The following is a 24,045-nucleotide window of genomic DNA, read 5'->3' on the forward strand; positions in this document are numbered from 1 at the left end:
GGTGGAACAGGAGACGCGGGGGATGGAGAACGACATGACGGAGCCGGGGTCCAGGCGGCGGGTCACGATCCGTGACGTAGCCGAGCGGGCCGGGGTGTCGATGGCGACGGCCTCGCGCGCGCTCAGCGGCAACCACCCGGTACCGGCCGCGACCCGGGCCCGCGTCCTGCGGGCCGCCCGCGACCTCGACTACGTCGCCAACGCGCACGCCCGGGCGCTGGTCGGCGGCGGCCGCAAGATGGCCGCCGTCGTCGTCCGCCAGGTCACCAGCCCCTTCTACGCCCAGGTCGCCGAGGGAGTGGAGGCCGAGGCCGCCGACCGCGGCTGGCTGTGCGTGGTCGGGGCGACCGGCGGGGACCCGCAGCGCGAGATGGAGTTCGTGCAGCTGATGCGGGAGGAGGGGGCCCGGCTGGTGATCCTCGTCGGCGGGGTCGTCGAGGACGAGGCGTACCGCGAGCGGGTGGCCCACTACGCGCAGGCCCTCGACTCCTCCGGGGCCCGGCTGGTGCTGTGCGGCCGCCCCGCTCCCGATCCGGACATCCCGGCGCTGGTCGTCGAGTTCGACAACGAGGCCGGGGCCCGGGCCGTCACCGGGCACCTGCTCTCCGCGGGGCACCGGCGGATCGTCTTCCTCGGCGGGCTGCCCGGGAACACCGCGCTCGACGCACGCGTCGCCGGATACCGGGCCGCGCTCGCCGAGCACGGGCTGCCGCCGGCGGCCGCACGGGTCGTCGACTGCGGTCTCGGACGCGCGGCGGGTCTGCGCGCCATGGCCGAACTGCTCAAGGAGACCCGGGAGTTCACGGCCGTCGTCGCCGGGGACGACATGGTCGCCGCCGGGGCGCTGCGCGCCATCGCCGACGCCGGGCTCGGTGTACCGGCGGACATCTCCGTCGTCGGCTACAACGACATCCCGCTCGCCGAGGACTTCAACCCCCCGCTGACCACGGTCCGCACACCCGCCGAGGAACTCGGCCGGGCCGCCGTACGGATCGCCCTGCGCGACCCCGAACACGCCGCCGGAAGCCACCATCTGCTGGGCACGCACATCGTCGTACGCCGAAGCGTCGCCCCACCACCGACCGACGGAGGACTCACCCCCGTATGACCGCGCCGCATGTGTCGCTCCCCGACGACCCGACGCACCACCCCGGCCTGCCGCCCGCCGACCCCCTGCGTTCTCCCGTCACCGGATGGACCCGCGCCCACTGGGAAGCCGTGGCCGACCGGCTGCTCGACGGTCTGCTGCCCTACGCCACCCCCGGCTTCGCCCAGTACCGGCTGCCCGGGCCGCCCAGCCACTCCGGGGCCTGGTCCGATGGCCTGGAGGGGTTCGCGCGGTCCTTCCTGCTCGCCGCCTTCCGGATCGCCGGGTCGGCGGGGCGGGTCGGCCCGGCGCTCATCGAGCGGTACGCCGCCGGGCTCGCCGTCGGTACCGATCCGCACCACCCCGAGCACTGGCCGCCGATCACCGACCGCGCCCAGCCGATGGTGGAGGCGGCCTCCGTCGCCCTCGCGCTGCACGAGTCCCGGCCCTGGCTGTGGGACCGGCTCGACGACGGTGTGCGGGGCCGGGTGGTGGAGTGGCTCGGCCACTTCGTCGGGGCGACCGTCAACGACTCCAACTGGCGGCTGTTCCAGGTGATCACGGAGGAGTTCCTGGCCTCCGTCGGCGCCCCGCACAGCCGGTCGGAGATCGACGCGGGCCTCGCGCGGCTGGACGACTGGTACCGGGGCGGCGGCTGGTACACCGACGGCGACGGGAAGAAGTTCGACTACTACAACGCCTGGGCGCTGCACCTGTACCCGGTGCTCTGGGCCCGGATCGCGGGACCGCGCGCCGACCCCGGGACCGTGGCCCGCCACCGCGACCGGCTGCGCGAGTTCCTCGGCGTCCACCCGTACTTCTTCGGCTCCGACGGCGCCCCCGTCCACCAGGGCCGCTCCCTCACCTACCGGTTCGCCGCCGCCGCCCCGCTCTGGGCGGGCGCCCTCGCCGACGCCACCCCGCTGCCGCCCGGCCTCACCCGCCGCCTCGCCTCCGGCACCCTGAAGCACTTCACCGAGCGGGGCGTCCCCGACGAACACGGCCTGCTCACCCTCGGCTGGTACCGGCCCTTTTCCGGAGTGCTCCAGCGCTACTCCGGCCCCGCCTCCCCGTACTGGGCGAGCAAGGCCTTCCTCGGCCTGCTGCTGCCGGCCGACCACCCGGTGTGGACGGCCCCCGAGGAACCCGGCCCCGTCGACACCACCGACACCGTCCGCGCCCTCCCCGCCCCCGGCTGGCTGCTCCACTCGACCGCCTCCGACGGCGTCGTCCGCCTCGTCAACCACGGCACCGACCGCCTCCCGCCCCCGCCCGCGACCGACGACGACAACCCCCACTACGCCAAACTCGCCTACTCCACCGCCACCGCCCCCGAGACCCCCCTCGGCCCCGACAACCACCTGGCCCTGCTGGCCCCCGACGGCACCCCGTCCCCCCGCGGCCGCATCCACCCGCTGCACTGCGAGGGCAACAGGGCCGCCTCCTGGCACCGCGCGCTCGGCCACCGCGTCGAGACGGTGAGCGTGGTCCACGGCCCGTGGGAGGTGCGTGTGCACCGCGTCGACGAGGCTCACACCGGCAGGGTGAGAGAGGGAGGGTGGGCCCTCGCCGACGACACCGCGCCGCCGGCCGCGGAGACCGGCCCCGGCTGGGCGCGGGTCCGCCGGGCGACGGACGGACTGACGAGCGCGATCGTCGGCCTGTACGGCTGGGGCGAGGGCGCCGGGACGGTCGCAGCGGCCGAGGACACCAACGCGTACGGCCGGTACTCGGCCACCCCCGTCCTCGAAGGCACCGGGCCGCTCCTGGTCACCCTCGTGGCCCTCGGCACCGACGTGCCGGTCACGGGCGCGGAGGCCAGGCCCACGCCGGCCGGCACCGTCGAGATCCGCTTCCCCGACGGCACCCGCCTCAGTGCTGGGCCAGCGTCACGGCCTGATCCAGCGCCTGCAGAAAGGAGTTGACCGTCGCCCGGTCCCGCACCGCGAGCCGCAGCCACTCCTCGCCGAGTCCCGGGAACGTGTCCCCGCGCCGCACCGCGAAACCCAGGTCGCGCAGATGGTGTCGTACGGCGGCGGCCCTCGGCAGTCGTACGAGGACGAAGGGGCCCTCGGCCGGTTCGACCACCCGGAGTCCGTCCGGGGCGAACTCCCGCAGCCCGGCGACGAGATGGGCCCGGTCGGTGGACGCGCGGTGCGCCGCGTGGGCGGCCTCCGCCAGGGCCCGGGGCTCCATGCACGCCACGGCCGCGGCGAGGGCCGGGGTGGAGACCGGCCACAGGGGCTGGGCGCGCTCCAGGGCGGCGATCGTCTCCGGGGCGGCGAGGACGTAACCGATCCGGAGCCCGGCCAGGCCCCACGTCTTCGTCAGGCTGCGCAGCACGACGAGTCCGGGCACGTCCGTGCGCCCGGCCAGCGCCTCACGCTCGCCCGGCACGGCGTCCAGGAACGCCTCATCCACCACCAAGGTGCGTCCGGGGCGGGCCAGTTCGGTGATCATGGCGGCCGGGTGCAGGACCGAGGTGGGGTTGGTCGGGTTGCCCACCACCACCAGGTCGGCCTCCTCGGGGACCGCCGCCGGGTCGAGCCGGAAGCCGTCCTCCTCGCGCAGCAGCACCCGGTGGACCTCGTGCCCGGCATCCCGCAGCGCCGCCTCCGGCTCGGTGAACTGCGGGTGCACCACGACGGCATGACGGACCGGCAGAGCGCGCGCCAGCAGCACGAACGCCTCGGCGGCCCCCGCCGTCAACAGCACCCGTTCCACGGGCACCTCGTGCCGGGCCGCCACCGCCGCCCGCGCCGCGCGCCCGTCGGGATAGGCGGCGAGCCCGGTCAGGGACCCGGCGATCCGCTCCCGCAGCCAGGCCGGGGGAGTGTCCGCGCGGACGTTGACGGCGAGATCCGTGAGCCGCGCGCCGTCGTCCCGCACCTCGGCGTCGCCGTGGTGCCGCAGATCGTGCCCCTCGGCACGGTCGGTCCTGTCAGTGCGCATGGGTGTGGGTGCCGTGGTGGTGGCCGTCGTGGTGATGGTGGCCGTCGTCGTCCGGGTGGAAGTGCGGCTGCTGCGGCAGGCCCACCTTGTCCTCGAAGCCCGGCAGGGCGATGCGGTACACGCACGAGTCGCAGTTCATCCGCAGATCGCCCTTGACGGCCTCCTCGTACCGCTCCATCACCAGGTCCAGCAGCTCCGGCTCCGGACCGATGACCTCCGCGGAGCGCACCTCGACCTCCGGGTGCGCGGCCGCCCAGCCCTCGGTCTGCTGCCTCACCCGGTCCGGCAGGATGCCGGTGAACAGGAAATAGGGCAGCACGACGATCCTGCGCGCGCCCAGCGCCACACACCGGTCGAGGCCGCTCGGCACGTCCGGCGCCGCCAGCGACACGAACGCCGTCTCCACGCCCGCGTATCCGCGCCCCTCCCACAGCAGCCGGGCCGCCTTGTACACCTCGGCGTTGGCGTCGGGGTCCGTGGAGCCACGGCCGACGAGCAGCACGGTCACGTCCGCCCGGTCCATCGGGGTGTTCCCGCCGGTGGCGCCCAGCGCCTCGTCCAGGCGCCGCTCCAGGACGTTCAGCAGCGCCGGGTGCGGGCCCAGCGGGCGCCCGTAGGTGTACGAGATCCCGGGGTGGCGCTCCTTCTCGCGGGACAGCGCCGCCGGGATGTCGCCCTTGGCGTGTCCGGCGGACACCAGCATCAGCGGCACGGCGGCGAACCGGCGGACACCGCGCTCCACCAGTTCGGCGACCGCGTCACCCAGCGGCGGCGGGGACAGCTCGATGAAGCCGCCCGCGACGGGCAGTTCGGGGTGGCGGGCACCCAGCTCCCGGACGAAGTCGCGGAACGCCTCGGCTCCGGCATCGTCCCGGGTGCCATGACCGGCGATGAGCAGGGCGGGCGGCGGGGTGGTCACGATGTCTCCTCGGTCTTCTGGACAGGGGGGTGGTACAGCAGGGCGTTCAGCGCGGCGGAGGCCACCGCCGAACCGCCCTTCTCGGACACGTTGCTCACGGCGGGCAGCCCGCTCTCGCGCAACGCGGCCTTGGACTCGACCGCGCCGACGAAGCCGACGGGCAGCCCGATGACGAGCGCCGGGTCCGCGTCCAGGGTCAGCAACTCCTCAAGGGCGGTGGGGGCGTTGCCGATGACCCAGATCGCCCCCGCGCCGACCTGCTCGTGGGCGAGGCGGATGGCGTGGGCCGAACGGGTCAGCCCGGGACCCGACTTGGCGTCCCTCAGCCGGCAGACGGTCTCCCGCCGGGTGATGCCGGCCGCGACCATCTCCACGTCGGTGACGACGGGCGCGCCGGAGTGCAGCGCGGCGTGCGCCTTCTCCAACTCGCCCTCGTCCATGACGAGATCGGTGGCGTACTCCAGGTCGGCGGCGGAGTGGACGACCCGCTCCACCACCGCCCGGGTCAGCGGCGGGAAGTGCGAGGTGTCCAGCCGGGCACGCAGCCGCCGGTAGGACTCCACCTCGATCGGGTGGACGACACGGTTCACTTCGAGCCCTCCTCCGACGTCTGCCAGCGGTAACCGCGCGGTGTCACCATGCGCCCCGCGATGTCACGGGTCGCCGTGTTGCCGACGGTCACGACCGTCATCATGTCGACCGTCGTCGGGTCGAGAGCGGCCAGGGTCGTCAGCCGGCCGGACTCGTCCGGCCGCGACGCGTTGCGCACGACACCGACCGGCGTGGCCGGCTCCCGGTGCTCGGCGAGGATCGCCAGCGCCTTGGGCAGCTGCCAGTCCCGGCCCCGCGAGCGGGGGTTGTAGAAGGTGACCACGATGTCCGCCTCGGCCGCCGCGCGCACCCGCCGCTCGATGACCTCCCACGGGGTGTGCAGGTCGGACAGGCTGATGGACACGTGGTCGTGGCCCAGCGGGGCGCCCAGGATCGCGGCCGCCGCGAGCGCCGCCGTCACGCCCGGGACGCCGACCACGTCGATGTCGTCGGAGGCCTCGGCGAGCGCGGGCGAGGCCATGGCGTACACGCCGGCGTCCCCACTGCCGATCAGCGCGACCGCCTGGCCCTTGCGGGCCTCTTCGACGGCCGTGCGCGCCCGCTCCTCCTCGGCCCCCAGGCCCGACTCCAGGACCCGGGTCCCTGGCCGCAGCAGATCACGGATCTGGTCGACGTACTGGTCGAGCCCGACGAGCACGGAAGCGCGCTGCAACTCCGCCTTCGCGCGGGGCGTGAGCAGGTCCCGGGCACCGGGGCCGAGCCCGACGACCGCGAGCCGCCCGCGCGCGGGACGCCGTACGACGGCACAGGTCGCCATGGCGGGCCGCGCGGCCGATTTCCGCTTGGGGACGAGGAGTTCGCCCCCGCCGATCAGCGCGGCCGCCTCAGCCACGGACGGGGTGCCGACGGCCGCGAGGGGCGCGTCCGACGGGTTGGGCACCTGGACGGCGGCCAACTCCTCGGCGGAGTGGGCGACCAGGGGCACGCCGAGCCGCCCGGCGGCCGCCACGATCCCCGGCTCCTCGGCCTTGGCGTCCACGGTGGCGAGCTGGGCGACCGACTTCGACGACAGCCCGGCCTCGCGCAACGCCCCCTCGACCAACTCCAGTACCTCTTCGGCGGGAGCGCCCTTGGAGGCGCCGACGCCGACCACGAGGGTGGGCGGCCGCAGCACGACCTCCCGCTCGGAGAGCTCGACGAGCCGGTCCGTGACCCGGATGCCGTACGCCCCCTCCCCGGTGGCCGGCAGCGGTGGCAGGGGCCAGCCCGACTCGTTGTGCAGGGCGACGGGTTCACCGTCCAGGAGCGCCCGTGACACGGCCGCCACGGCGCCTTCCACCGGCAGTCCGAGCGTGTCGAGCCCCGGCACCCCCACCGCGTCGGTCGCCGTCGTCACCACGGGCTCGGCCCCCAGCAACTCGCCTACCTCGCGGGCCAGTTCATTGGCACCGCCGCCGTGCCCGCCGACCAGGGACACGGCGAACCGGCCGCCCTCGTCGACACACACCACCCCCGGATCGGACGCCTTGTCGCCCAGCAGCGGCGCGATCAGCCGTACGACCGCCCCCGTGGCCAGGAAACACACGAGCTGCTCGCACTCCGCGAACGCCCGCCGTACGGCGTCCCCCACGGGTCCGTCGTACCCGCGGGTGCGGTCCGGCCATGCCGCGGCCAGCCGGTCGCGTGCCGCCGCCCCCGCCGCGGTGGCGGAAATAAGGCCGATCACTGAGCAACTCCCTCTCGGTACACGGGGTTTCTGACGCCCCACAGCAGGAAAACCGGATTGGTCGCCGCGAGCCGGGTGACGTCCCCGGGCAGCGGTGCCAGCCGGGACGACTGGAGCAGTACGCCGTCGCACTCCAGCCCGGCGCCGGCCAGCGCCGCGCGTACGGCCGGCACCCGGTCCAGCGCGGCCATCGCGACGACCACGCTCCGCCGGGCCCGGCGGGCACAGGCGGCGACGATCTCGGGCAGTTCACGTCCACCACCGCCGACGAACACGGCGTCGGGATCGTCCAGTTCGGCGAGCGCGTCCGGCGCCGCTCCGTGGACGACCTGTACGTCGACCCCGTGCGCGGCCGCGTTGGCGCGGATCCGCTCGACTCCGTCGGCGGCCTTCTCGACCGCCACGACGGCGGCACCGAGCCGGGCGCACTCCACGGCCACGGAACCGGACCCGGACCCGACGTCCCAGACGAGGTCACCGAGCCGGGGCCCCAGCCGGGCCAGCGCCAGCGCCCGCACTTCAAATTTGGTGATCATCGAGTCGCGGTGCGCGAACTCGCTTTCCTCCAGGGCCCATTGGGCGGGGGCGCAGGGAGGTCCGGCAACCGTGCGCACGGCACCCAGAGCCCGAGACTCGTCGAGACAGAGAACGACACTCACTCCGGTACCCCAGTCCCGGGTGGCGGCCTCGGCAGGGGTGACCCGTCGAACACGCTCATCCCCGGTACCCAAGTCGGAGGCGACCACGAGAACACGCTCCAGGGGCGCGGGGAACTGCGCGACCGGCCCCGACGGCGCCGCAGCCGCCCGACTGCCTTCTCCGGCACCCCCCAGCGCGGCACCGAGCTCCGCAGGCCCCGCCCCCGGCCCGGTCAGCACCGCCACCTTCGGACGAGCCCGGCACACGTTCACCGCCGTCCGCAGATCCCGCCCATGCGCACTGACCACCACGGCGTCGTCCCAGGGCACGCCCACACGCGCGAACGCGGCCGCGACGGAGGAGACCCCGGGCCGTACATCCAGCGCGCCGGAACCGAACCGCTCCGCCAGCACCCGCACGATCCCGAAGAACCCGGGATCACCGGAGGCCAGCACGACCACCCGGCTCCCCTTGTCGTGATGCCGTCCGATGATGTCCAGCGCCGGTGCCAGCGGTCCGAGGACGACCCGTTCCGCGTCCGCGGGGACCGCCGCGGCGTCGAGGTGCCGCCGCCCGCCCACGACCAGCTCGGCCCCGGCCAGGGTTTCGGCCGGCGCCGCCCCCGTCCCCGTACCCACCACCGTGATCATGTACGGGCACCCCGCGAGCGCAGGGCCCGCCGGGCCTCCGGGTCCGCCTTGCGGTACCCGTGGAAGTGGCCGGGGTGGTAGAGGTGCGAGCGCGTGCCCTCGGAATCCAGCGCCGGGCCGACCAGGAACAGCGTGTGCTTCCACAGCTTGTGCTCCTTGACGGTCTCCTCCAGCGTCTCGATCGTGCAGCGCACGACCAGCTCCTCCGGCCAGGTCGCCTGGTAGGCGACCACGACCGGCGTGGACGTCGGATAACCGCCCTCCAGCAGCTCCCGGACCAACTGCCCGCTGCGGGCGGCGGACAGGAAGATCGCCATGGTGGTGCCGTGCTTGGCGAACTCCCGCACCTCCTCGCCGGGCGGCATCGGCGTCTTGCCGCCACCGAGCCGGGTGAGCACGACGGACTGCGCGACCTCGGGGATGGTCAGCTCGCGCTGCGCGATCGCGGCGACGGCCGAGAAGGCGGAGACCCCGGGCACGACCTCGGTGGCGATGCCGATCCGGGCGCACCGGTCGAGCTGCTCCTGTGTGCCACCCCACAGGGCGGGGTCGCCGGAGTGGATCCGGGCGACCCGCAGACCCTCCTCGCGCGCCCGCTCGTACACCGCGACGACGTCCTCCAGCGACATGGTCGCCGAGTCGAGGATCTCCGCGTCCGCACGGGCGTGATCGAGGACCTCCGCCTGCACCAGGCTCGCGGCCCAGATCACGACGTCGGCCTCGGCGATGGCGCGCGCGGCCCGGAACGTCAGCAGATCGGCGGCGCCGGGGCCGGCACCGACGAAGGTCACCTTGCCGGTGGGGGCATCGGCCATGAAAATCGGTCCTCTCATCACAAAAGGTCTGCAAAGGTCTTACGGCTGCGGTCGGCGCGGTGGCCGGATGTGCGCGAACGGGGGTCGATCGGATACCAAGGCCCTATGGCGGTCTTCGTCGCGCTCGGCGCGTTCCTGATGACGCTGGCCGGCGGCTGGACGGCACAGCGGGTGACCGACCGCCGCCATCTGGTCCTCGGCCTGGCCGGCGGACTGATGCTCGGCGTGGTCGGCCTGGACCTGCTGCCGGAGGCGCTGCACGCGGCCGGCGACGAGGTCTTCGGCGTGCCCGCGGCCCTGCTCCTGTTCGTGGCCGGATTCCTGCTGGCCCATCTGGTGGAACGCCTGCTGGCCGCCCGCCAAGCCGCGCACGGCGGCGAGGAGCACGACGGCCGGGTCCCCGAGGTGGGCCTCACGGCCGCGGCCGCGATGGTCGGCCACAGCGCGATGGACGGTGTGGCGATCGGCGCGGCCTTCCAGGTGGGCGGCGGCATGGGCACGGCCGTGGCGCTCGCCGTGGTGGCCCACGACTTCGCGGACGGCTTCAACACGTACACGATCACGAGCCTGTACGGGAACGACCGCCGCAAAGCGCTGACCATGCTGTTCGCGGACGCGGCGGCCCCGGTGCTGGGCGCCGCCTCGACGTCGTTCGTGACCATCCCGGAGGGCCTGCTCGGCGGCTATCTCGGCCTCTTCGGCGGCGCGCTCCTGTATCTCGCGGCAGCCGAGATCCTCCCCGAGGCCCACCACGAACACCCCGCCCGCTCGACCCTGCTGTGCACGGTCGCCGGCGTGGGCTTCATCTGGCTGGTGGTGGGCCTGGCCGGCTGACCCGGCCGCGCCCCCTCTGACGGGCCTCACAACTTGCCGCCCCGGGTGCCGTCCCGGCGCGCGGGCGCGATCAGGGTGGAGAGATACGGCAGGGGAGCCCCGTCGAGCTCGGCGGCCGACTGGATGGACTCGCCGTCCAGCCCCAGAGCCGATCCCCATACGGCGTCCTCGATCCGCCCGGTCTCCCTGAGCGCCTCCGCCACTTCCCCGGCCTGTCGCCCGAACTTGTACGCGACGACGGTCCCGGGCCCGTTGAGCGCGTCCTTCAGCACGGCGGAACCGGCGGTGACGGGCACGAGCGTGAGCGGCTCGGTGCCCTCGGTCAGTACGGCCCCCGACCGCGCCGCGAGGTCCTGCATGGCGGTGATGCCGGGCACGGTCTCGACGACGACGTCCGGCACGAGCTCGCCGATGGTGTGCGCGAGATAGGTGAAGGTGGAATAGACGTTGGGGTCGCCGATGGTGGCGAAGGCGACCGAGCCGTGCGTGCGCAGCAGCTGGGCGACCCGCTCCCCGGCCGCGTCCCAGGCGGCCTCGCGCCGGGCGTGGTCACTGCGCTCGTTGAGGGCGAAGACGACCCTGACGACCTTCTCCTGCGGCACGTAGTGCAGCACGGTCGCCTCGGCCCGCCCCTGCTCACCCGTGTCCATGACCGGTACGACGACCACGTCGGCGGCGCGCAGGGCGTTGACACCCTTGACGGTCACCAGCTCCGGATCCCCGGGGCCGACCCCGACCCCGACCAACCTGCTGCTGCTCATGACGTCCGGCACCTCTCCACGAACCGACGGGCCACACCGGGCTGAGCGGCCCAGTGCGTGTGCAGATAACTCGCGTGCACACCGCGCTGTACGAAACCTTCGAGCCGCCGCCGGGGCACCCGCACACCCCACGCGGCCGCGTCCCCCGCCCCCGGCTCCACCACGGTCCGGTGGAACTCGTGCCCCCGCATCCGCGTCCCGGCGACGGCGAGCGAACTGTCACTGACGGCGACGGCGTCCCGGTACCCGAGGGTGAGCGTCTCCTCCATCCGCGCCGAGGCGTCGAGCACCCCGCACATCGGCTGCCCGTCGAGCTCCCGGCAGAGGTACAGCAGCCCGGCACACTCGGCGGCGACGGGAGCGCCGGTCTCCGCGAGGGCCGACACGGCTTTCCGCAGCGGCTCGTTGGCGGACAGCTCGGCGGCGTACACCTCGGGGAAACCGCCCCCGATGACCAACCCGGTCGTTCCTTCGGGCAGTTGCTCGTCCCGCAGGGGGTCGAAGACGACGACCTCGGCACCAGCGGCGGCGAGCAGCTCGGAGTGCTCGGCGTAGGAGAAGGTGAAGGCGGGACCGCCGGCGACAGCGACTCGTACCGGCCCGTCGGAAGTCGGGTGCGGCTGAGTGGGGGCTGGTCGCGCCCACGCGGCGGTAGCCGCAGATTCAACGCAGCCCCGCGCCCCTGGGTGGGCGACATGAGCCGAGTCCAGGACCTCAACCGCATCCCAGGCCGCACACGGCAGCGCACCGGCACCGCGCGCCAGCCCCATCAGCCCCTCCAGATCACACCCCCGCTCCACCTGCGCAGCCATCGCGGCGACAGAATCCACCGCGTCCCCCCGCCGCTCCGCGACCGGCACCAGCCCCAGATGCCGAGAAGGCGTGTCCACCTGAGCCACCCGCCGCAGCACCCCGAACACCGGCACCCCGGCCGACTCCAACGCCCCCCGCAACAACGCCTCGTGCCGGTCGGAGGCGACCTTGTTCAGGATCACGCCCCCCACCCGCACCTCGGGATCCCAGGACGCGAACCCGTGCACCAGCGCGGCCACCGACCGGGACTGCGACGAGGCGTCGACGACCAGCACCACCGGCGCCCGCAGCAACTTCGCCACATGGGCCGTAGAGGCAAGCTCCCCTTCCCCCGCGGCCCCGTCGAACATCCCCATCACCCCCTCGACGACGGCGATGTCACACCCGCGCGCCCCGTGCAGGAACAGCGGAGCCACCAGCTCCGGCCCGCACAGGTACGCGTCGAGATTCCGTCCCACCCGCCCGCTCGCGAGCGCGTGATACCCGGGATCGATGTAGTCGGGGCCCACCTTGTGCGGGGACACGGCGAGCCCCCGCGCGGCGAACGCGGCCATCAACCCCGTGGCGACGGTGGTCTTGCCGCTGCCGGAGGACGGCGCGGCGACGACCAGCCGGGGGACGGAGACGGACGATGACATCACCACTCGATACCCCGCTGCCCCTTCTGCCCGGCGTCCATGGGGTGCTTCACCTTGGACATGTCGGTCACGAGATCGGCGAAGTCGACCAGCTTCTCGGGCGCGTTCCGTCCGGTGATCACGACATGCTGGGTCCCGGGCCGCTCCCGCAGCACATCGATGACCTCATCCGTGTCCACCCACCCCCAGTGCATCGGATAGGCGAACTCGTCCAGCACATACAGCTTGTACGTCTCTGCGGCGAGGTCCCGCTTGACCTGCTCCCAGCCCTCCCGGGCCTTCTCCTCGTTGTCCATCTGGGCGTCGCGCTGCACCCAGGACCAGCCCTCGCCCATCTTGTGCCAGTCGACCGACCCGCCCTCCCCGGACGCCCCGAGCACCCGCAGCGCGTTCTCCTCGCCGACCTTCCACTTCGCCGACTTGACGAACTGGAACACCCCGATGGGCCACCCCTGGTTCCAGGCGCGCAGAGCGAGCCCGAAAGCCGCGGTGGACTTCCCCTTCCCGACTCCGGTGTGCACGACGACCAACGGCCGGTTCCGCCGCTGTCGCGTGGTCAGCCCGTCGTCCGGCACCACACTCGGCTGTCCCTGAGGCATTACGCGGCCCTCCTCTGTACGTCCTTCACCAGACCGGCGATCGAGTCGGCCCGCAGCTCGTCCAACGTGACCGCGGTACCGCCCAGTTCACCGGCGAGCTGCCCGGCCAGCCCGAGCCGCACGGGCCCGGACTCGCAGTCCACGACGACGGAGGCGACACCCTCCGCGGCGAACAGCCGGGCCGCCCGTCCCGCGAGAGCGACCGGCTCGGGCCCTCCGGTGGCCCGCCCGTCCGTCACCACGACGACCAGCGCCCGCCGCGCGGGATCACGCAGCCGCTCCACCCGCAGCACCTCGTGCGCCCGCAGCAGTCCGGCCGCCAGCGGGGTACGGCCACCCGTCGGCAGCGTCTCCAGCCGGGCCGCAGCGGCGTCCACGGACGACGTCGGCGGCAGCGCGACCTCCGCCGTCGACCCGCGGAACGTCACCAGCCCCACCTTGTCCCGCCGCTGGTACGCGTCGAGGAGCAGCGACAGCACGGCCCCCTTCACCGCGCTCATGCGCTGCCGTGCCGCCATCGACCCCGAGGCGTCGACGACGAACAGCACGAGGTTGCCCTCGCGCCCCTCACGCGTCGCCTGCCGCAGATCGTCCCGCCGGACCACGAGACCGCGCCCGGACCGTCCGCGCGCCCGCTGATGCGGGGCGGCCGCCTGCACGGTGGCCGCCAAGTGCAGCTTGGTCAGGGCCCCTTGGGGCCGTCGGGCCCCGGTCGTCCGCCCGTGCTCGGTCCGCGCCCGCGACCGTCGCCCGGCGGCGCCGTCCCCGAGCCCGGGCACACTGAGCACCTTGGTGCGGAAGGGCTCGGAAGCCCGCGCGGCGGCCTGTTCCCCGGCACCGGCCCCGGACGCCTGCGGCTCGCCGCCGTCCCCGGCCTCCGGCTGCGCGCCGGAACCCCCGTCGGCCTGCGGTCCGTCGGAGGAGGGCGGCTGCCCGCCACCCCCGCCGGGCCCGTCCGGGTCCGGCTCGTCATCATCACCGGAGTCACCCGCGTCACCGGAGTCACCGGACCCGCTGAACTCCTCCAGTGTCTCGTCGAGCTTGTCCTCGTCGAGGCCCGGCGCGTCGAAGGGATTACGCCGCCTGCGGTGCGGCAGCGCCAACAGCGCGGCCTGCCGTACGTCCTCCGCGAGCACATCGGTCCGGCCGGCCCACGCGGCCAGCGCGGTCGCCGTACGCGCCATCACGATGTCGGCCCGCATGCCGTCCACCTCGAACGCGGCACAGGTCGCCGCGATCTGCCGCAGCGCCCCGTCGCCCAGCCGCACCGACGGCAGCAACTCCCGTGCGGCGACGATCCGTTGCCGTACGGCAGCCTCCTCGTCCGCCCAGCGCGCCGCGAACCCGGTGGGATCGTCGTCGTAGGCGAGCCGCCGCCGCACGACCTCCACCCGCTGGTCGGGCTCCCGCGAGGCCGCGACCTCGACGGTCAGCCCGAACCGGTCGAGCAACTGGGGCCGCAGCTCGCCCTCTTCGGGGTTCATGGTGCCGACGAGCAGGAACTTCGAGGCGTGCCGTACGGAGACGCCCTCGCGTTCCACGTACGACGCCCCCATCGCGGCCGCGTCGAGGAGCAGGTCGACCAGGTGGTCGTGGAGGAGGTTGACCTCGTCGACGTAGAGGATTCCGCGGTGCGCGTCGGCCAGCAGGCCCGGCTCGAAGGCCTTCACGCCCTCCGCGAGCGCCCGTTCGATGTCGAGGGCGCCGACGAGCCGGTCCTCGGAGGCGCCGACGGGGAGTTCGACCATGCGGGAGGCCCGCGAAGTGCCCGGCCCCGGCTCGTGCGGTCCGTCCGGGCAGGAGGGGTCCGGCGCGGCCGGGTCGCAGGAGAACCGGCAGCCGGGGACGACCGCGACCTCGGGCAGCAGCGCCGAAAGCGCGCGCACCGCCGTCGACTTGGCCGTGCCCTTCTCGCCGCGCACCAGCACACCGCCCACCGCCGGTGAGACGGCGTTCAGCAGCAGCGCGAGCCGCAGGTCGTCCTGGCCGACGACGGCCGTGAACGGAAACGGGGTACTCACTTCTCGTCACCCTCCAAGTCGCCCTCGAGCTCCAGGTACGTGGCCCGCAGCCGCTCCAGCGTGTCCGCGTCCGGTTCGGCCCACAGTCCACGGTCGGCGGCCTCCAGGAGCCGTTCCGTGATGCCCCGCAGCGCCCAGGGGTTGGACTTCTTCATGAAGTCCCGGTTCTCCGCGTCGAAGACGTACTCCGCGCTGAGCTTCTCGTACATCCAGTCGTCGACCACGCCCGCCGTGGCGTCGTAGCCGAAGAGGTAGTCGACGGTCGCCGCCATCTCGAAGGCGCCCTTGTAGCCGTGCCGCCGCATGGCCGCCATCCAGCGCGGGTTGACCACCCGGGCCCGGAAGACCCGGTGGGTCTCCTCACCGAGCGTCCGGGTCCTGACCTGGTCCGGGGTCGCCGAATCACCCACGTAAGCCTCGGGGTTGGCGCCCGTGAGGTGGCGGACCATGGCGACCATGCCGCCGTGGTACTGGAAGTAGTCGTCGGCGTCGACCAGGTCGTGCTCGCGGGTGTCGACGTTCTTCGCGGCCACGTTGATCCGCTTGAACGCGGTCTCCATGTCCCCGCGCGCCGCCCGTCCGTCGAGCCCGCGCCCGTAGGCGTAGCCGCCCCACACCGCGTACACCTCGGCGAGGTCGGCGTCCGAGCGCCAGTTGCGGGCGTCGATCAGCGGCAGCAGCCCGGCACCGTACGCCCCCGGCTTGGACCCGAAGATCCGGGCGGTCGCGCGCCGCCGGTCACCGTGCTCGACGGTGTCCTCGTCGGCGTGCGCCTTCACGAAGTTGCGGTCGGCCGGCTCGTCCAGCTCCGCCACCTGGCGCACGGCGTCGTCGATCAGCCCGACCACGTGCGGGAACGCGTCCCGGAAGAACCCGGAGATACGGACGGTCACGTCGATGCGGGGCCGCCCGAGCTCCTCCAGGCCGATCACCTCGAAGCCGGTGACCCGCCGCGAGGCCTCGTCCCACACCGGACGGCAGCCGAGGAGCGCCAGGATCTCGGCGATGTCGTCGCCCTGCGTACGCATCGCGGACGTGCCCCAGACCGTGAGGCCCACGGACTTCGGGTACTCGCCCGTGTCCTGGAGGTACCTCTGCACGAGCGAGTCGGCGAGCGACTGGCCGACCTCCCAACTCAGCCTGGACGGAATGGCCTTGGGGTCGACGGAGTAGAAGTTCCGGCCGGTCGGCAGGACGTTGACCAGGCCGCGGGTCGGCGAGCCGGAAGGTCCCGCCGGGACGTAACCGCCGTCCAGGGCCTTGAGGATGTGCCCGATCTCGTCGGTCGTGCGGGCCAGCCGGGGCACCACCTCGGTGCAGGCGAACTCCAACACGGCGACGGCCTCGGGGAGTTCGGTGCCGAGCACGTCACGGACGAGACCGGGGACGGCCGCTGCGTCCCAGGACACGGCCTCCATGCCCTCCGCGACCCGCCGGCACAGCTGCTCCAGCAGGTCGATCGCGTCGGCGGCCGTACGGGACGGTCCCTCGACCAGATCCGACAGCTCCACCGGCACCTTCACCGGAGCGCCCGGCTCGGCCAGCAACTCCTTCTCGACCAGCCCGAAATGGGCGGCGAAGGAGGCCCGCAGCCCCGGCAGGGCGTTCGCCTGTCCGCCCCACACCTGCGAGGCACGCAGCACGGCCAGCACCAGGTTGACCCGGGCCTCGTCGACGGGACCGCCGCCGAGGATGTGCAGCCCGTCCCGGATCTGCACATCCTTGATCTCGCACAGATAGCCGTCGATGTGCATCACGAACTCGTCGAACGCCTCGTCGTCCGGCTGCTCGTCGACATGCAGGTCGTGGTGGAGCTCGGCCGCCTTGACCAGCGTCCAGATCTGGGCGCGCACGGCCGGGGCCTTGGTCGGGTCGAGGTCGGAGACGAGCGCGTACTCGTCGAGCAACTGCTCCAGCTTGGCCAGGTCGCCGTAGGTGTCGGCCCGTGCCATCGGCGGCACCAGGTGGTCGACGACGGTGGCGTGTCCGCGCCGCTTGGCCTGGGTGCCCTCACCGGGGTCGTTGACGATGAAGGGGTAGATCAGCGGCAGTTCACCGAGGACGGCGTCCGGCGCGCACCCACCACTGAGCCCAAGGCCCTTGCCCGGCAGCCATTCCATCGTGCCGTGCTTGCCCATGTGGACGATCGCGTCGGCGCCGAAGGAGTTGTCCAGCCATCGGTAGGCGGCCATGTAGTGGTGCGACGGGGGCATGTCCGGGTCGTGGTAGATCGCGATCGGGTTCTCTCCGAAACCGCGCGGCGGCTGGATCATCACGACGACGTTCCCGAACTGGAGGGAGGCCAGCACGATGTCGTCCCCGTCGACGTACAGCGAGCCCGGCGGCTCACCCCACGCGTCCAGCATGGACTGCCGGAGCTCCGGGTCCAGCCTGTCGAACCACGCCTGATAGTCGGCGAGCGGCACCCGCGCGGGGGCGGAGGCCAGCTGGTCCTCGGTCAGCCACTCGACGTCGTGCCCGCCCGCCTCGATGAGCCGGTGGATCAACTCGTCGCCGCCGGACGGGTATTCGGTGAGCGAGTACCCGGCGTCCCGCAGCGCGTCCAGCACCCGCACCGCCGAAGCGGGCGTGTCGAGCCCCACCGCGTTGCCGACCCGCGAGTGCTTGGTCGGATACGCGGTGAAGACCAGCGCGAGCTTCTTCTCCGCGTTCGGCTTGTGCCTCAATTTCGCGTGCCGTACGGCGATCCCGGCCACCCGAGCGGCCCGCTCCGGGTCGGCCACGTACACCGGGACGTCGTCGGGGCCCTGCTCCTTGAAGGAGAACGGCACGGTGATCAGCCGCCCGTCGAATTCCGGGATCGCGACCTGCATCGCCGCGTCCATGGGGGACAGGGCCGCGTCGGATTCCTCCCAGGCCGCCTTGGACGACGTGAGGCAGAGCCCTTGCAGCACCGGCACGTCCAGGTCGGCCAGCGCCCCGATGTCCCAGGCCTCCTCGTCACCTCCGGCCGAGGCCTGTGAGGCGTGGGTGCCGCCGGCGGCGAGGACGGTGGCCACGAGGGCGTCGGCCCCGGCGAGGATCTCGTAGAGCCCGGCGTCCGTCCCGCGCAGTGAACCGCAGTACACGGGAAGGGCGTTGGCACCCTTCGCCTCGATCGCCTCGCACAGGGTGTCCACGAAGGCGGTGTTGCCGCTCAGTTCGTGGGCCCGGTAGAAGAGCACGCCGACCGTCGGACGGCCGCTCTCCCGCGCGTAGGAGCCATGGACGCCGTACTCGGGCATCTTGCGCGGCTCGACGAAGCCCTCACCGGTCAGCAGCACGGTGTCGGACAGGAACCGGGCCAGTTCCTCCAGGTTCGCGGGCCCGCCCTCGACGAGGTACTTCAGCGCCTCCGCGACCACACCGGCCGGCACGGACGACTCGGCCATCAACTCCGCGTCGGGAACGGCCTCTCCGCCCAGCAGCACGGTCGGGATGCCCGACGCCTTCAGTGCGGCGAGCCCGTCCTCCCAGGCCCGCTTGCCGCCGAGCAGCCGTACGACGGCGATGTCGGCGCCCTCGACCAGCGCCGGCAGCTCCTGCGCGACATCGACCCGGGTCGGGTTCCCGATCCGGTACGAGGCACCGGAAGCGGCCCGGGCCGCCAACAGGTCCGTGTCGGCGGTGGACAACAACAACACTGTGCTCATGCGGGCGCTCCCGGTGGAATGAAAGGCAGTCCTTGTGGCGCGCCGGACTCGATGAGCCGCCACAGCGCGTCCGTGTCCGCGTGCTGTTCGATCAGGTCGCCGAGCCGGTCGAGTTGCTCCTCGCGCAGCCCGGCGAACGACGTGTCGGGGGCCGGCACGAACCGGCGGCCCGCGGCGGCCGCCACCTCCCGCAGGAAGGCCCGCCGGAAGCCGTCCGACTCCAGTGAGCCGTGCCAGTGCGTGCCCCAGGTCTGGCCGACGCGGCAGCCGTCGAGGAAGGGTTCTCCCGAGGTCACCGAGGCGACCCCGTGATGGATCTCGTACCCCTCGACCCGTTCGCCGAGGGCTTCGCCCACCGGCCGGGTGAGGGTCTTCTCCCGCGCGAACCGCACCCGCACGGGCAGGACTCCGAGGCCGTCGACGTGTCCCTGCCGGCTCTCGATCTCGTCCTCGATGTGCTCGCCGAGGATCTGGAAGCCGCCGCAGATGCCGAGGACGGGTCGTCCTTCGGCGGCCCTTCTGACAACGGCGTCCGCCAGCCCCCGCTCCCGCAGCCACTCCAGCGCGCGAACGGTCCCCCGGGTCCCCGGGATCACGACCAGGTCGGCGTCGGCCAGTTCCTCCGGCCGGTCCACGAACCGCACGACGACACCGGGTTCGGCGGCGAGCGCGTCGACGTCGGTGAAGTTGGACATCAGCGGGATCGCGCAGACGGCGACGCGCAGCACGTCCTCGCCGACAGGAGGTGTCACCGTGGACTCGCGGACCGTGCCCCGCAGGGAGACCCGCAGCCCGTCCTCCTCGTCGATCCCGAGCCCGTGCCGGAAGGGCAGAACGCCGTAGGTGTGCCGCCCGGTGAGGCCGTGGAGCATGTCCAGCCCCGGCTCAAGGAGCGAGACGTCCCCCCGGAACTTGTTCACGAGGAACCCGGCGACGAACGCCTGATCCTCGGGGGAGAGCAGCGCGACGGTCCCGAAGAAGGAGGCGAAGACGCCCCCGCGGTCGATGTCGCCCACGACCACCACGGGCAGCCCGGCGTTCCGGGCGATCCCCATGTTGACGATGTCGGTCCGCCGGAGGTTGATCTCGGCCGGGCTCCCGGCCCCCTCACAGATCACCGCGTCATACGTGCCCCGCAATTCGGCGAGACAGTCGAGCACGGTCCCGAGAAGCTGCTGCTGCCGCCCCCCGTGGTACCCGCGGGCGCTCAGCTCCCCGACCGGCTTCCCGAGCAGCACGACCTGGCTGCTCTGCTCGCCACCGGGCTTGAGCAGCACGGGATTCATCAGCGCGGTCGGCTCCACCCGGCAGGCCTGCGCCTGCATGGCCTGCGCCCGCCCGATCTCGGCGCCCTCGCGCGTGACGAACGAGTTGAGCGACATGTTCTGCGCCTTGAACGGCGCGACCTTGACCCCCTGCCGCACCAGCCACCGGCAGATCCCGGCGGTCACGACGCTCTTGCCCGCGTCGGAGGTGGTACCGGCGACGAGAAGCCCCCCGCCCGTCATGCCTTACGCCCCTTCACGAAGGCCCGCGCGGCGACACCGGCGCCGAGTGCGAGCAGCCCGACGCGCCGCGACAGCCGTGCGGCGCGCTCGATGTCGTACGTGGCGACGGCGCGCCCCTGCTGATGGAGCACCGGCCGGTGCTCGACACGCCCCGCGTAGGAGAGGGTCCCGCCGAGCCGGACACCCAGCGCACCCGCGAACGAGGCTTCGACAGGCCCGGCGTTGGGACTCGGATGCCTGCGCGCGTCCTCGCGCCAGGCCCGCACGGCACCCCGGGGACTGTCCCCGGCCCCGGCGGCGAGTACGGCGGTCAGCTGCGCCCCCGGCCACCCGGCGAGGTCGTCCAGCCGGGCCGAAGCCCACCCGAACCGCCGGTAGCGGGGCGACTTGTGACCCACCATCGCGTCGAGCGTGTTCACGGCCCGGAACCCGAGCAGGCCCGGCACCCCGGCGACGGCCCCCCACACCAGTGCCCCCACGACGGCGTCGGAGGTGTTCTCGGCGACGGACTCCACGACGGCCCGCGCGATCCCGTCGGCGTCGAGGGCCTGCGGATCCCGTCCGCACAGGTGCGGCAGCCGCTCCCGGGCCGCCTCGACGTCCCCGGCGTCCAGCGCCCGTCCGATGACCCGGGCCTCCCGCACGAGCGAAGTCCCGCCCACGACGGCCCAGGTGGCGGCCGCGGTGAGCGCGACGGAAGCGGTACGGGACGGACGTACGACATGCTCCGCGACGGCCCCGAGCCCCACCGCGCCCCCCACGCAGACGGCGGTGTGCAGCGCGCCCCACCCCCGGTGGTCCCGCCACAGCACCCGCTCCACGGCGCCCGCGGCCCGCCCGAACGCGGCGACCGGATGCCCACGACGTGGGTCACCGAGCAGGAGGTCGGCGATCAGGCCGGCGGCGGCGCCGTACGCGAAAACGCGATCGGCACGCATCGGCTCAGCCGATCGCGGGGTCGTTCAAGTGCCTGGTACTGCTGGTCGATCGGCAGGCGAGCATCGCGTCATGTCCTCACTCAGGGTGTCCACGCCCTGGTTCGACGAGACCGGCGGCGAGAGTTCCTGGCTCCCGGGGGTGTCTACCCCGGTGACAGTGGCGGGACCGCGCCGGATTCGCACCGGCTTCCTCTCCTGCCGCCGTATATGGCTCCGGCAGTCCACCACGGCCCTTCGAGAACCGTCAACTTGCTGTTGACCTGCGGCGGGGGAGTGTGCAGAACCCCACATCACCGGTCGCACGAGAACGGCCGGGGGGGGGCCGGCCCCCCCGGGGGGGGGCCCCCCCCCCCCCCCCGGGGGGGGGGGGCCCCCCCCCGGGGGGGGCGGCCCCCCCCCGGCCGTCGAGTGACGAGGGTGCCGTCAGGCCACGATCAGATAGATCCCGTACGCCACCGCCGCCGCGCAGGCCGCGAAGCAGGCGTAGGCGCCGGTGACCGCGAGGCCGGCCGAGCCGCCCTGGGCCGAGGCCCGCTCCTGGCGGGACAGGCCCATGATGCCGAGGGTGAACAGGGCCACGAGGCCCACGGTGACGACGAGGCTGACGCCGAAGACGGAGCCGAGTGCTTCCCAGTCGATCTGCATGGTGAGGCTTCCTTCAGTACTGCGGGCTCAGACGGCGGCCGGCGGGGCGGCCGGTTCCGTCGTGGCGGGCGGGCCGGGCGGGGCCGGGATCGTGGCGGTGAGGGCCTCGGGCACGGTGCCCGCGGGCGGCGGGGTCACGGCGGCGATCGCCGTGGTCACCACGCCGGCCGGCTCGTCGGTGTGGTTGACGTTCGTCGCGTCCACGATCTCGCGCCGCGAGATCTTCCAGATCGCCGCGCTGGAGGCGACGAGGAAGAGGGCCACGACCGCCGTACCCCAGTCGCCGAGGTCCGTGACCGACTCGGCCAGGGCACCCACCAGGGCCGCCGCCGGCAGCGTCAGGCCCCACGCCACGAACATCCGCGTCGCCGTCGACCAGCGGACGACCCCGCCCTTGCGGCCGAGGCCCGCGCCCATCACCGAACCGGAGACGGAGTGCGTGGTGGAGAGGGAGAAGCCGAGGTGGGAGGAGGCCAGGATGACCGTGGCCGCGCTGGTCTGGGCGGCGAAGCCCTGCTGCGGCTGGAGGTCGGTCAGCCCCTTGCCCATGGTGCGGATGATGCGCCAGCCGCCGAGGTAGGTGCCGAGCGCGATGGCGAGACCCGCGGAGAGGATGACCCAGACGGGCGGGTCGGAGTCGGGCGCGACGACGCCGCCGGCGACGAGGGCGAGGGTGATGATGCCCATCGTCTTCTGCGCGTCGTTGGTGCCGTGGGCCAGCGAGACCAGGCCGGCCGAGGCGATCTGTCCGGTGCGGTAGCCCTTCGCGGCGGCCTTGCCGTCGGCCTTCCTGCCCAGCGTGTAGGAGAGCCGGGTGGCCAGCATGGCGGCGACGCCCGCGACGATCGGCGCGGCGACCGCCGGGATCAGGACCTTGGTGACGAGCGCGTCGCCGTGCACGGCGCCGAAGCCGGCCGAGGCGACGGTGGCGCCGATCAGACCGCCCATGAGGGCGTGCGAGGAACTGGAGGGCAGGCCCACCAGCCAGGTCAGCAGGTTCCAGAGGATCGCGCCGACCAGGGCGGCGAAGATGACCTCGGGACGGATGCCGGTCTCGTCGACGAGACCCTTGGAGATCGTGTTGGCGACCTCCACCGAGAGAAAGGCGCCCACAAGGTTCAGCACGGCGGACATCGCCACCGCGACCTTGGGCTTGAGCGCACCGGTCGAGATGGTGGTGGCCATCGCGTTGGCGGTGTCGTGAAAACCGTTCGTGAAATCGAACGCGAGTGCGGTTACGACCACAATCGCGAGGATCAGCGAGAAGTTTTCCATTTACCCAGGCAATCGTTCGAGGTCATTGGCTTGTTGAACGTAAGTAACCTGGATGAACGGAAGGTGAACTGAGGCGGGCCGCACGGTGACCGGAATCTACTCCTCTTGCTGTGCCGAGGCCCGCCGCTCTCCGCACGCCCCATGCGTCCCCTCTGCCCCACGGCTAGGACCCGCCGGCGAACCTCTTCAGCTGCCGCGCCGACCCGTTGAAGAGATTCTGGTCACCCGGCAGGCTGCCGCCGTTGTCGTACTGCCAGATCGTCCAGTACGACCATCCGCCGGGCAGCGCTCCCGCGTCCGCCGAGTGGTAGCGGGCCACCCACAGCGCGTGGTCGGAGGCGAACGCGCCGCTGCCGCCCGTGCAGGTGTTCCACCAGTGGGCGGTCGTGTAGATCACCGGACGCCGTCCGGTGAGCCGCTTGACCTCGTCGCTGAACGACTTGATCCAGCCGACCATCTTCGCCTTGCCCATGCGGTAGCACTTGTGCTTCTTGTCGTACGGGTTGTATTCGATGTCGAGCGCGGGCGGCAGCGTCCAGCCGTCCGCCGACCAGGCACCGCCGTTGCGCACGAAGTACGCGGCCTGCGCCCGGCCCGACGACCTGTCCGGCACCGCGAAGTGGTACGCCCCGCGGATGATGCCGGCGTCGCGCGCGCCGTCGTACTGCTGCCCGAAGTGCGGATTGCGGTAGTCGGTCGACTCCGTCGCCTTGACGTAGACGAAACTGGCGCCCTTGGCCCTGGCCTTCGGCCAGTCGACGTTCTTCTGGTGCGAGGAGACGTCGTGCCCCTTGGGCAGGCTCGCCGCCGAGGCGGGCGCCCCGGCGAACCCCGAACCCCCACCATGAGTACGGCCACGGCCAGGGCGCGGGTTCGGTGACGGGCAGCCTTGCGATCACGGGCCATGTGTCCCCCCGGAATGGCGTCGTGCACGACAAAGCCCAGAGATTAGTGGAAGATCATTAAATTACGGTCGATCTCCGGCCAAGCCGTACGAGAGGGGCGCACACGCACAAATGC

Annotated in this window: 18 protein-coding genes, 1 pseudogene and 1 riboswitch; of the genes and pseudogenes, 3 read left to right on the forward strand and 16 right to left on the reverse strand. The window is 73.1% G+C overall.

Annotation, left to right across the window (positions count from 1 at the left end):
* The first annotated feature begins 34 nt into the window (after positions 1–34).
* Both ACFYZ8_RS28620 and ACFYZ8_RS28625 read left to right on the forward strand, forming a co-directional pair.
* Entirely contained in the window at positions 35–1,108 is a 1,074-nt protein-coding gene (locus ACFYZ8_RS28620) for a LacI family DNA-binding transcriptional regulator (protein WP_388537985.1), read from the forward strand.
* A complete protein-coding gene (locus tag ACFYZ8_RS28625; protein WP_388537987.1) occupies positions 1,105–3,012 on the forward strand; it encodes a DUF2264 domain-containing protein in 1,908 nt (635 codons plus the stop codon). The genes ACFYZ8_RS28620 and ACFYZ8_RS28625 overlap by 4 nt, the downstream gene beginning before the upstream one ends.
* On the opposite strand, the gene cobC is transcribed toward ACFYZ8_RS28625, so the two are convergent.
* The 6 genes from cobC to cobM are packed head-to-tail and all read right to left on the reverse strand — an operon-like array spanning position 2,960 to position 9,340.
* Positions 2,960–4,039: an Rv2231c family pyridoxal phosphate-dependent protein CobC gene (gene cobC / locus ACFYZ8_RS28630; RefSeq protein ID WP_388537989.1), complete on the reverse strand. Its 1,080-nt coding sequence runs from the start codon at positions 4,037–4,039 to the stop codon at positions 2,960–2,962. The two genes, ACFYZ8_RS28625 and cobC, sit on opposite strands and share 53 nt — an antisense overlap.
* A complete protein-coding gene (locus tag ACFYZ8_RS28635) occupies positions 4,029–4,958 on the reverse strand; it encodes a sirohydrochlorin chelatase (protein ID WP_388537991.1) in 930 nt (309 codons plus the stop codon). Before ACFYZ8_RS28635 ends, cobC begins: the two co-directional genes overlap by 11 nt.
* Positions 4,955–5,548 (reverse strand): precorrin-8X methylmutase, encoded by a 594-nt coding sequence (locus tag ACFYZ8_RS28640; RefSeq protein WP_388537992.1) that lies wholly within the window; start codon positions 5,546–5,548, stop codon positions 4,955–4,957. Before ACFYZ8_RS28640 ends, ACFYZ8_RS28635 begins: the two co-directional genes overlap by 4 nt.
* A complete protein-coding gene (cobJ, locus tag ACFYZ8_RS28645) occupies positions 5,545–7,236 on the reverse strand; it encodes a precorrin-3B C(17)-methyltransferase (protein ID WP_388537994.1) in 1,692 nt (563 codons plus the stop codon). Before cobJ ends, ACFYZ8_RS28640 begins: the two co-directional genes overlap by 4 nt.
* Positions 7,233–8,525, reverse strand: a complete 1,293-nt coding sequence (gene cbiE, locus ACFYZ8_RS28650; protein ID WP_388537996.1) for a precorrin-6y C5,15-methyltransferase (decarboxylating) subunit CbiE — start codon at positions 8,523–8,525, stop codon at positions 7,233–7,235. Before cbiE ends, cobJ begins: the two co-directional genes overlap by 4 nt.
* Complete coding sequence (gene cobM, locus ACFYZ8_RS28655) at positions 8,522–9,340, reverse strand: precorrin-4 C(11)-methyltransferase (RefSeq protein WP_388537998.1); 819 nt, start codon at positions 9,338–9,340, stop codon at positions 8,522–8,524. Before cobM ends, cbiE begins: the two co-directional genes overlap by 4 nt.
* A gap of 105 nt (positions 9,341–9,445) precedes the next feature.
* Here cobM and ACFYZ8_RS28660 point away from each other — a divergent pair, with 105 nt between their 5' ends.
* Entirely contained in the window at positions 9,446–10,174 is a 729-nt protein-coding gene (locus ACFYZ8_RS28660) for a ZIP family metal transporter (RefSeq protein ID WP_359039833.1), read from the forward strand.
* Positions 10,175–10,200: 26 nt separating this feature from the next.
* Here ACFYZ8_RS28660 and cobI read toward each other — a convergent pair whose 3' ends face one another.
* From cobI to ACFYZ8_RS28710, 10 genes and pseudogenes are all read right to left on the reverse strand, one after another.
* Entirely contained in the window at positions 10,201–10,947 is a 747-nt protein-coding gene (gene cobI, locus ACFYZ8_RS28665; RefSeq protein WP_388538000.1) for a precorrin-2 C(20)-methyltransferase, read from the reverse strand.
* Entirely contained in the window at positions 10,932–12,386 is a 1,455-nt protein-coding gene (locus tag ACFYZ8_RS28670) for a cobyrinate a,c-diamide synthase (protein WP_388538002.1), read from the reverse strand. The genes cobI and ACFYZ8_RS28670 overlap by 16 nt, the downstream gene beginning before the upstream one ends.
* A complete protein-coding gene (gene cobO / locus ACFYZ8_RS28675; protein ID WP_359039840.1) occupies positions 12,386–12,985 on the reverse strand; it encodes a cob(I)yrinic acid a,c-diamide adenosyltransferase in 600 nt (199 codons plus the stop codon). Before cobO ends, ACFYZ8_RS28670 begins: the two co-directional genes overlap by 1 nt.
* Positions 12,985–15,006, reverse strand: a complete 2,022-nt coding sequence (locus ACFYZ8_RS28680) for a putative cobaltochelatase (protein ID WP_388538004.1) — start codon at positions 15,004–15,006, stop codon at positions 12,985–12,987. Before ACFYZ8_RS28680 ends, cobO begins: the two co-directional genes overlap by 1 nt.
* Positions 15,003–18,659, reverse strand: coding sequence for a cobaltochelatase subunit CobN (gene cobN / locus ACFYZ8_RS28685; protein WP_388538006.1), 3,657 nt, complete (start codon positions 18,657–18,659; stop codon positions 15,003–15,005). Before cobN ends, ACFYZ8_RS28680 begins: the two co-directional genes overlap by 4 nt.
* Positions 18,656–20,167, reverse strand: coding sequence for a cobyric acid synthase (locus ACFYZ8_RS28690; protein ID WP_388538007.1), 1,512 nt, complete (start codon positions 20,165–20,167; stop codon positions 18,656–18,658). The genes cobN and ACFYZ8_RS28690 overlap by 4 nt, the downstream gene beginning before the upstream one ends.
* Positions 20,164–21,105 carry a cobalamin biosynthesis protein gene (locus ACFYZ8_RS28695; RefSeq protein ID WP_388538009.1) on the reverse strand — a complete coding sequence of 314 codons (942 nt, stop codon included), beginning with the start codon at positions 21,103–21,105 and terminating at the stop codon, positions 20,164–20,166. Before ACFYZ8_RS28695 ends, ACFYZ8_RS28690 begins: the two co-directional genes overlap by 4 nt.
* A gap of 97 nt (positions 21,106–21,202) precedes the next feature.
* Positions 21,203–21,346, reverse strand: a riboswitch (cobalamin riboswitch).
* 182 nt (positions 21,347–21,528) lie between these two features.
* Complete coding sequence (locus ACFYZ8_RS28700; RefSeq protein WP_356585686.1) at positions 21,529–21,750, reverse strand: hypothetical protein; 222 nt, start codon at positions 21,748–21,750, stop codon at positions 21,529–21,531.
* A gap of 27 nt (positions 21,751–21,777) precedes the next feature.
* Positions 21,778–23,025: an anion permease gene (locus tag ACFYZ8_RS28705; protein ID WP_388538011.1), complete on the reverse strand. Its 1,248-nt coding sequence runs from the start codon at positions 23,023–23,025 to the stop codon at positions 21,778–21,780.
* A 163-nt stretch (positions 23,026–23,188) separates the two neighbouring features.
* Positions 23,189–23,931 (reverse strand): annotated as a pseudogene (locus tag ACFYZ8_RS28710) (lysozyme).
* Between the last annotated feature and the right edge of the window lie 114 nt (positions 23,932–24,045).

The sequence above is a fragment of the Streptomyces sp. NPDC001668 genome (genome assembly GCF_042893155.1).
Classification (GTDB): domain Bacteria; phylum Actinomycetota; class Actinomycetes; order Streptomycetales; family Streptomycetaceae; genus Streptomyces.

Coding starts and splice junctions, on each gene's coding strand:
- ACFYZ8_RS28620 (WP_388537985.1), top strand. CDS start 35: ATGACGGAGCCGGGGTCCAGGCGGCGGGTCACGATCCGTGACGTAGCC.
- cobM (WP_388537998.1), bottom strand. CDS start 9,340: ATGGCCGATGCCCCCACCGGCAAGGTGACCTTCGTCGGTGCCGGCCCC.
- ACFYZ8_RS28705 (WP_388538011.1), bottom strand. CDS start 23,025: ATGGAAAACTTCTCGCTGATCCTCGCGATTGTGGTCGTAACCGCACTC.
- ACFYZ8_RS28670 (WP_388538002.1), bottom strand. CDS start 12,386: ATGTCATCGTCCGTCTCCGTCCCCCGGCTGGTCGTCGCCGCGCCGTCC.
- ACFYZ8_RS28625 (WP_388537987.1), top strand. CDS start 1,105: ATGACCGCGCCGCATGTGTCGCTCCCCGACGACCCGACGCACCACCCC.
- cbiE (WP_388537996.1), bottom strand. CDS start 8,525: ATGATCACGGTGGTGGGTACGGGGACGGGGGCGGCGCCGGCCGAAACC.
- ACFYZ8_RS28660 (WP_359039833.1), top strand. CDS start 9,446: ATGGCGGTCTTCGTCGCGCTCGGCGCGTTCCTGATGACGCTGGCCGGC.
- ACFYZ8_RS28700 (WP_356585686.1), bottom strand. CDS start 21,750: ATGCAGATCGACTGGGAAGCACTCGGCTCCGTCTTCGGCGTCAGCCTC.
- ACFYZ8_RS28695 (WP_388538009.1), bottom strand. CDS start 21,105: ATGCGTGCCGATCGCGTTTTCGCGTACGGCGCCGCCGCCGGCCTGATC.
- cobO (WP_359039840.1), bottom strand. CDS start 12,985: ATGCCTCAGGGACAGCCGAGTGTGGTGCCGGACGACGGGCTGACCACG.
- ACFYZ8_RS28690 (WP_388538007.1), bottom strand. CDS start 20,167: ATGACGGGCGGGGGGCTTCTCGTCGCCGGTACCACCTCCGACGCGGGC.
- cobC (WP_388537989.1), bottom strand. CDS start 4,039: ATGCGCACTGACAGGACCGACCGTGCCGAGGGGCACGATCTGCGGCAC.
- cobN (WP_388538006.1), bottom strand. CDS start 18,659: ATGAGCACAGTGTTGTTGTTGTCCACCGCCGACACGGACCTGTTGGCG.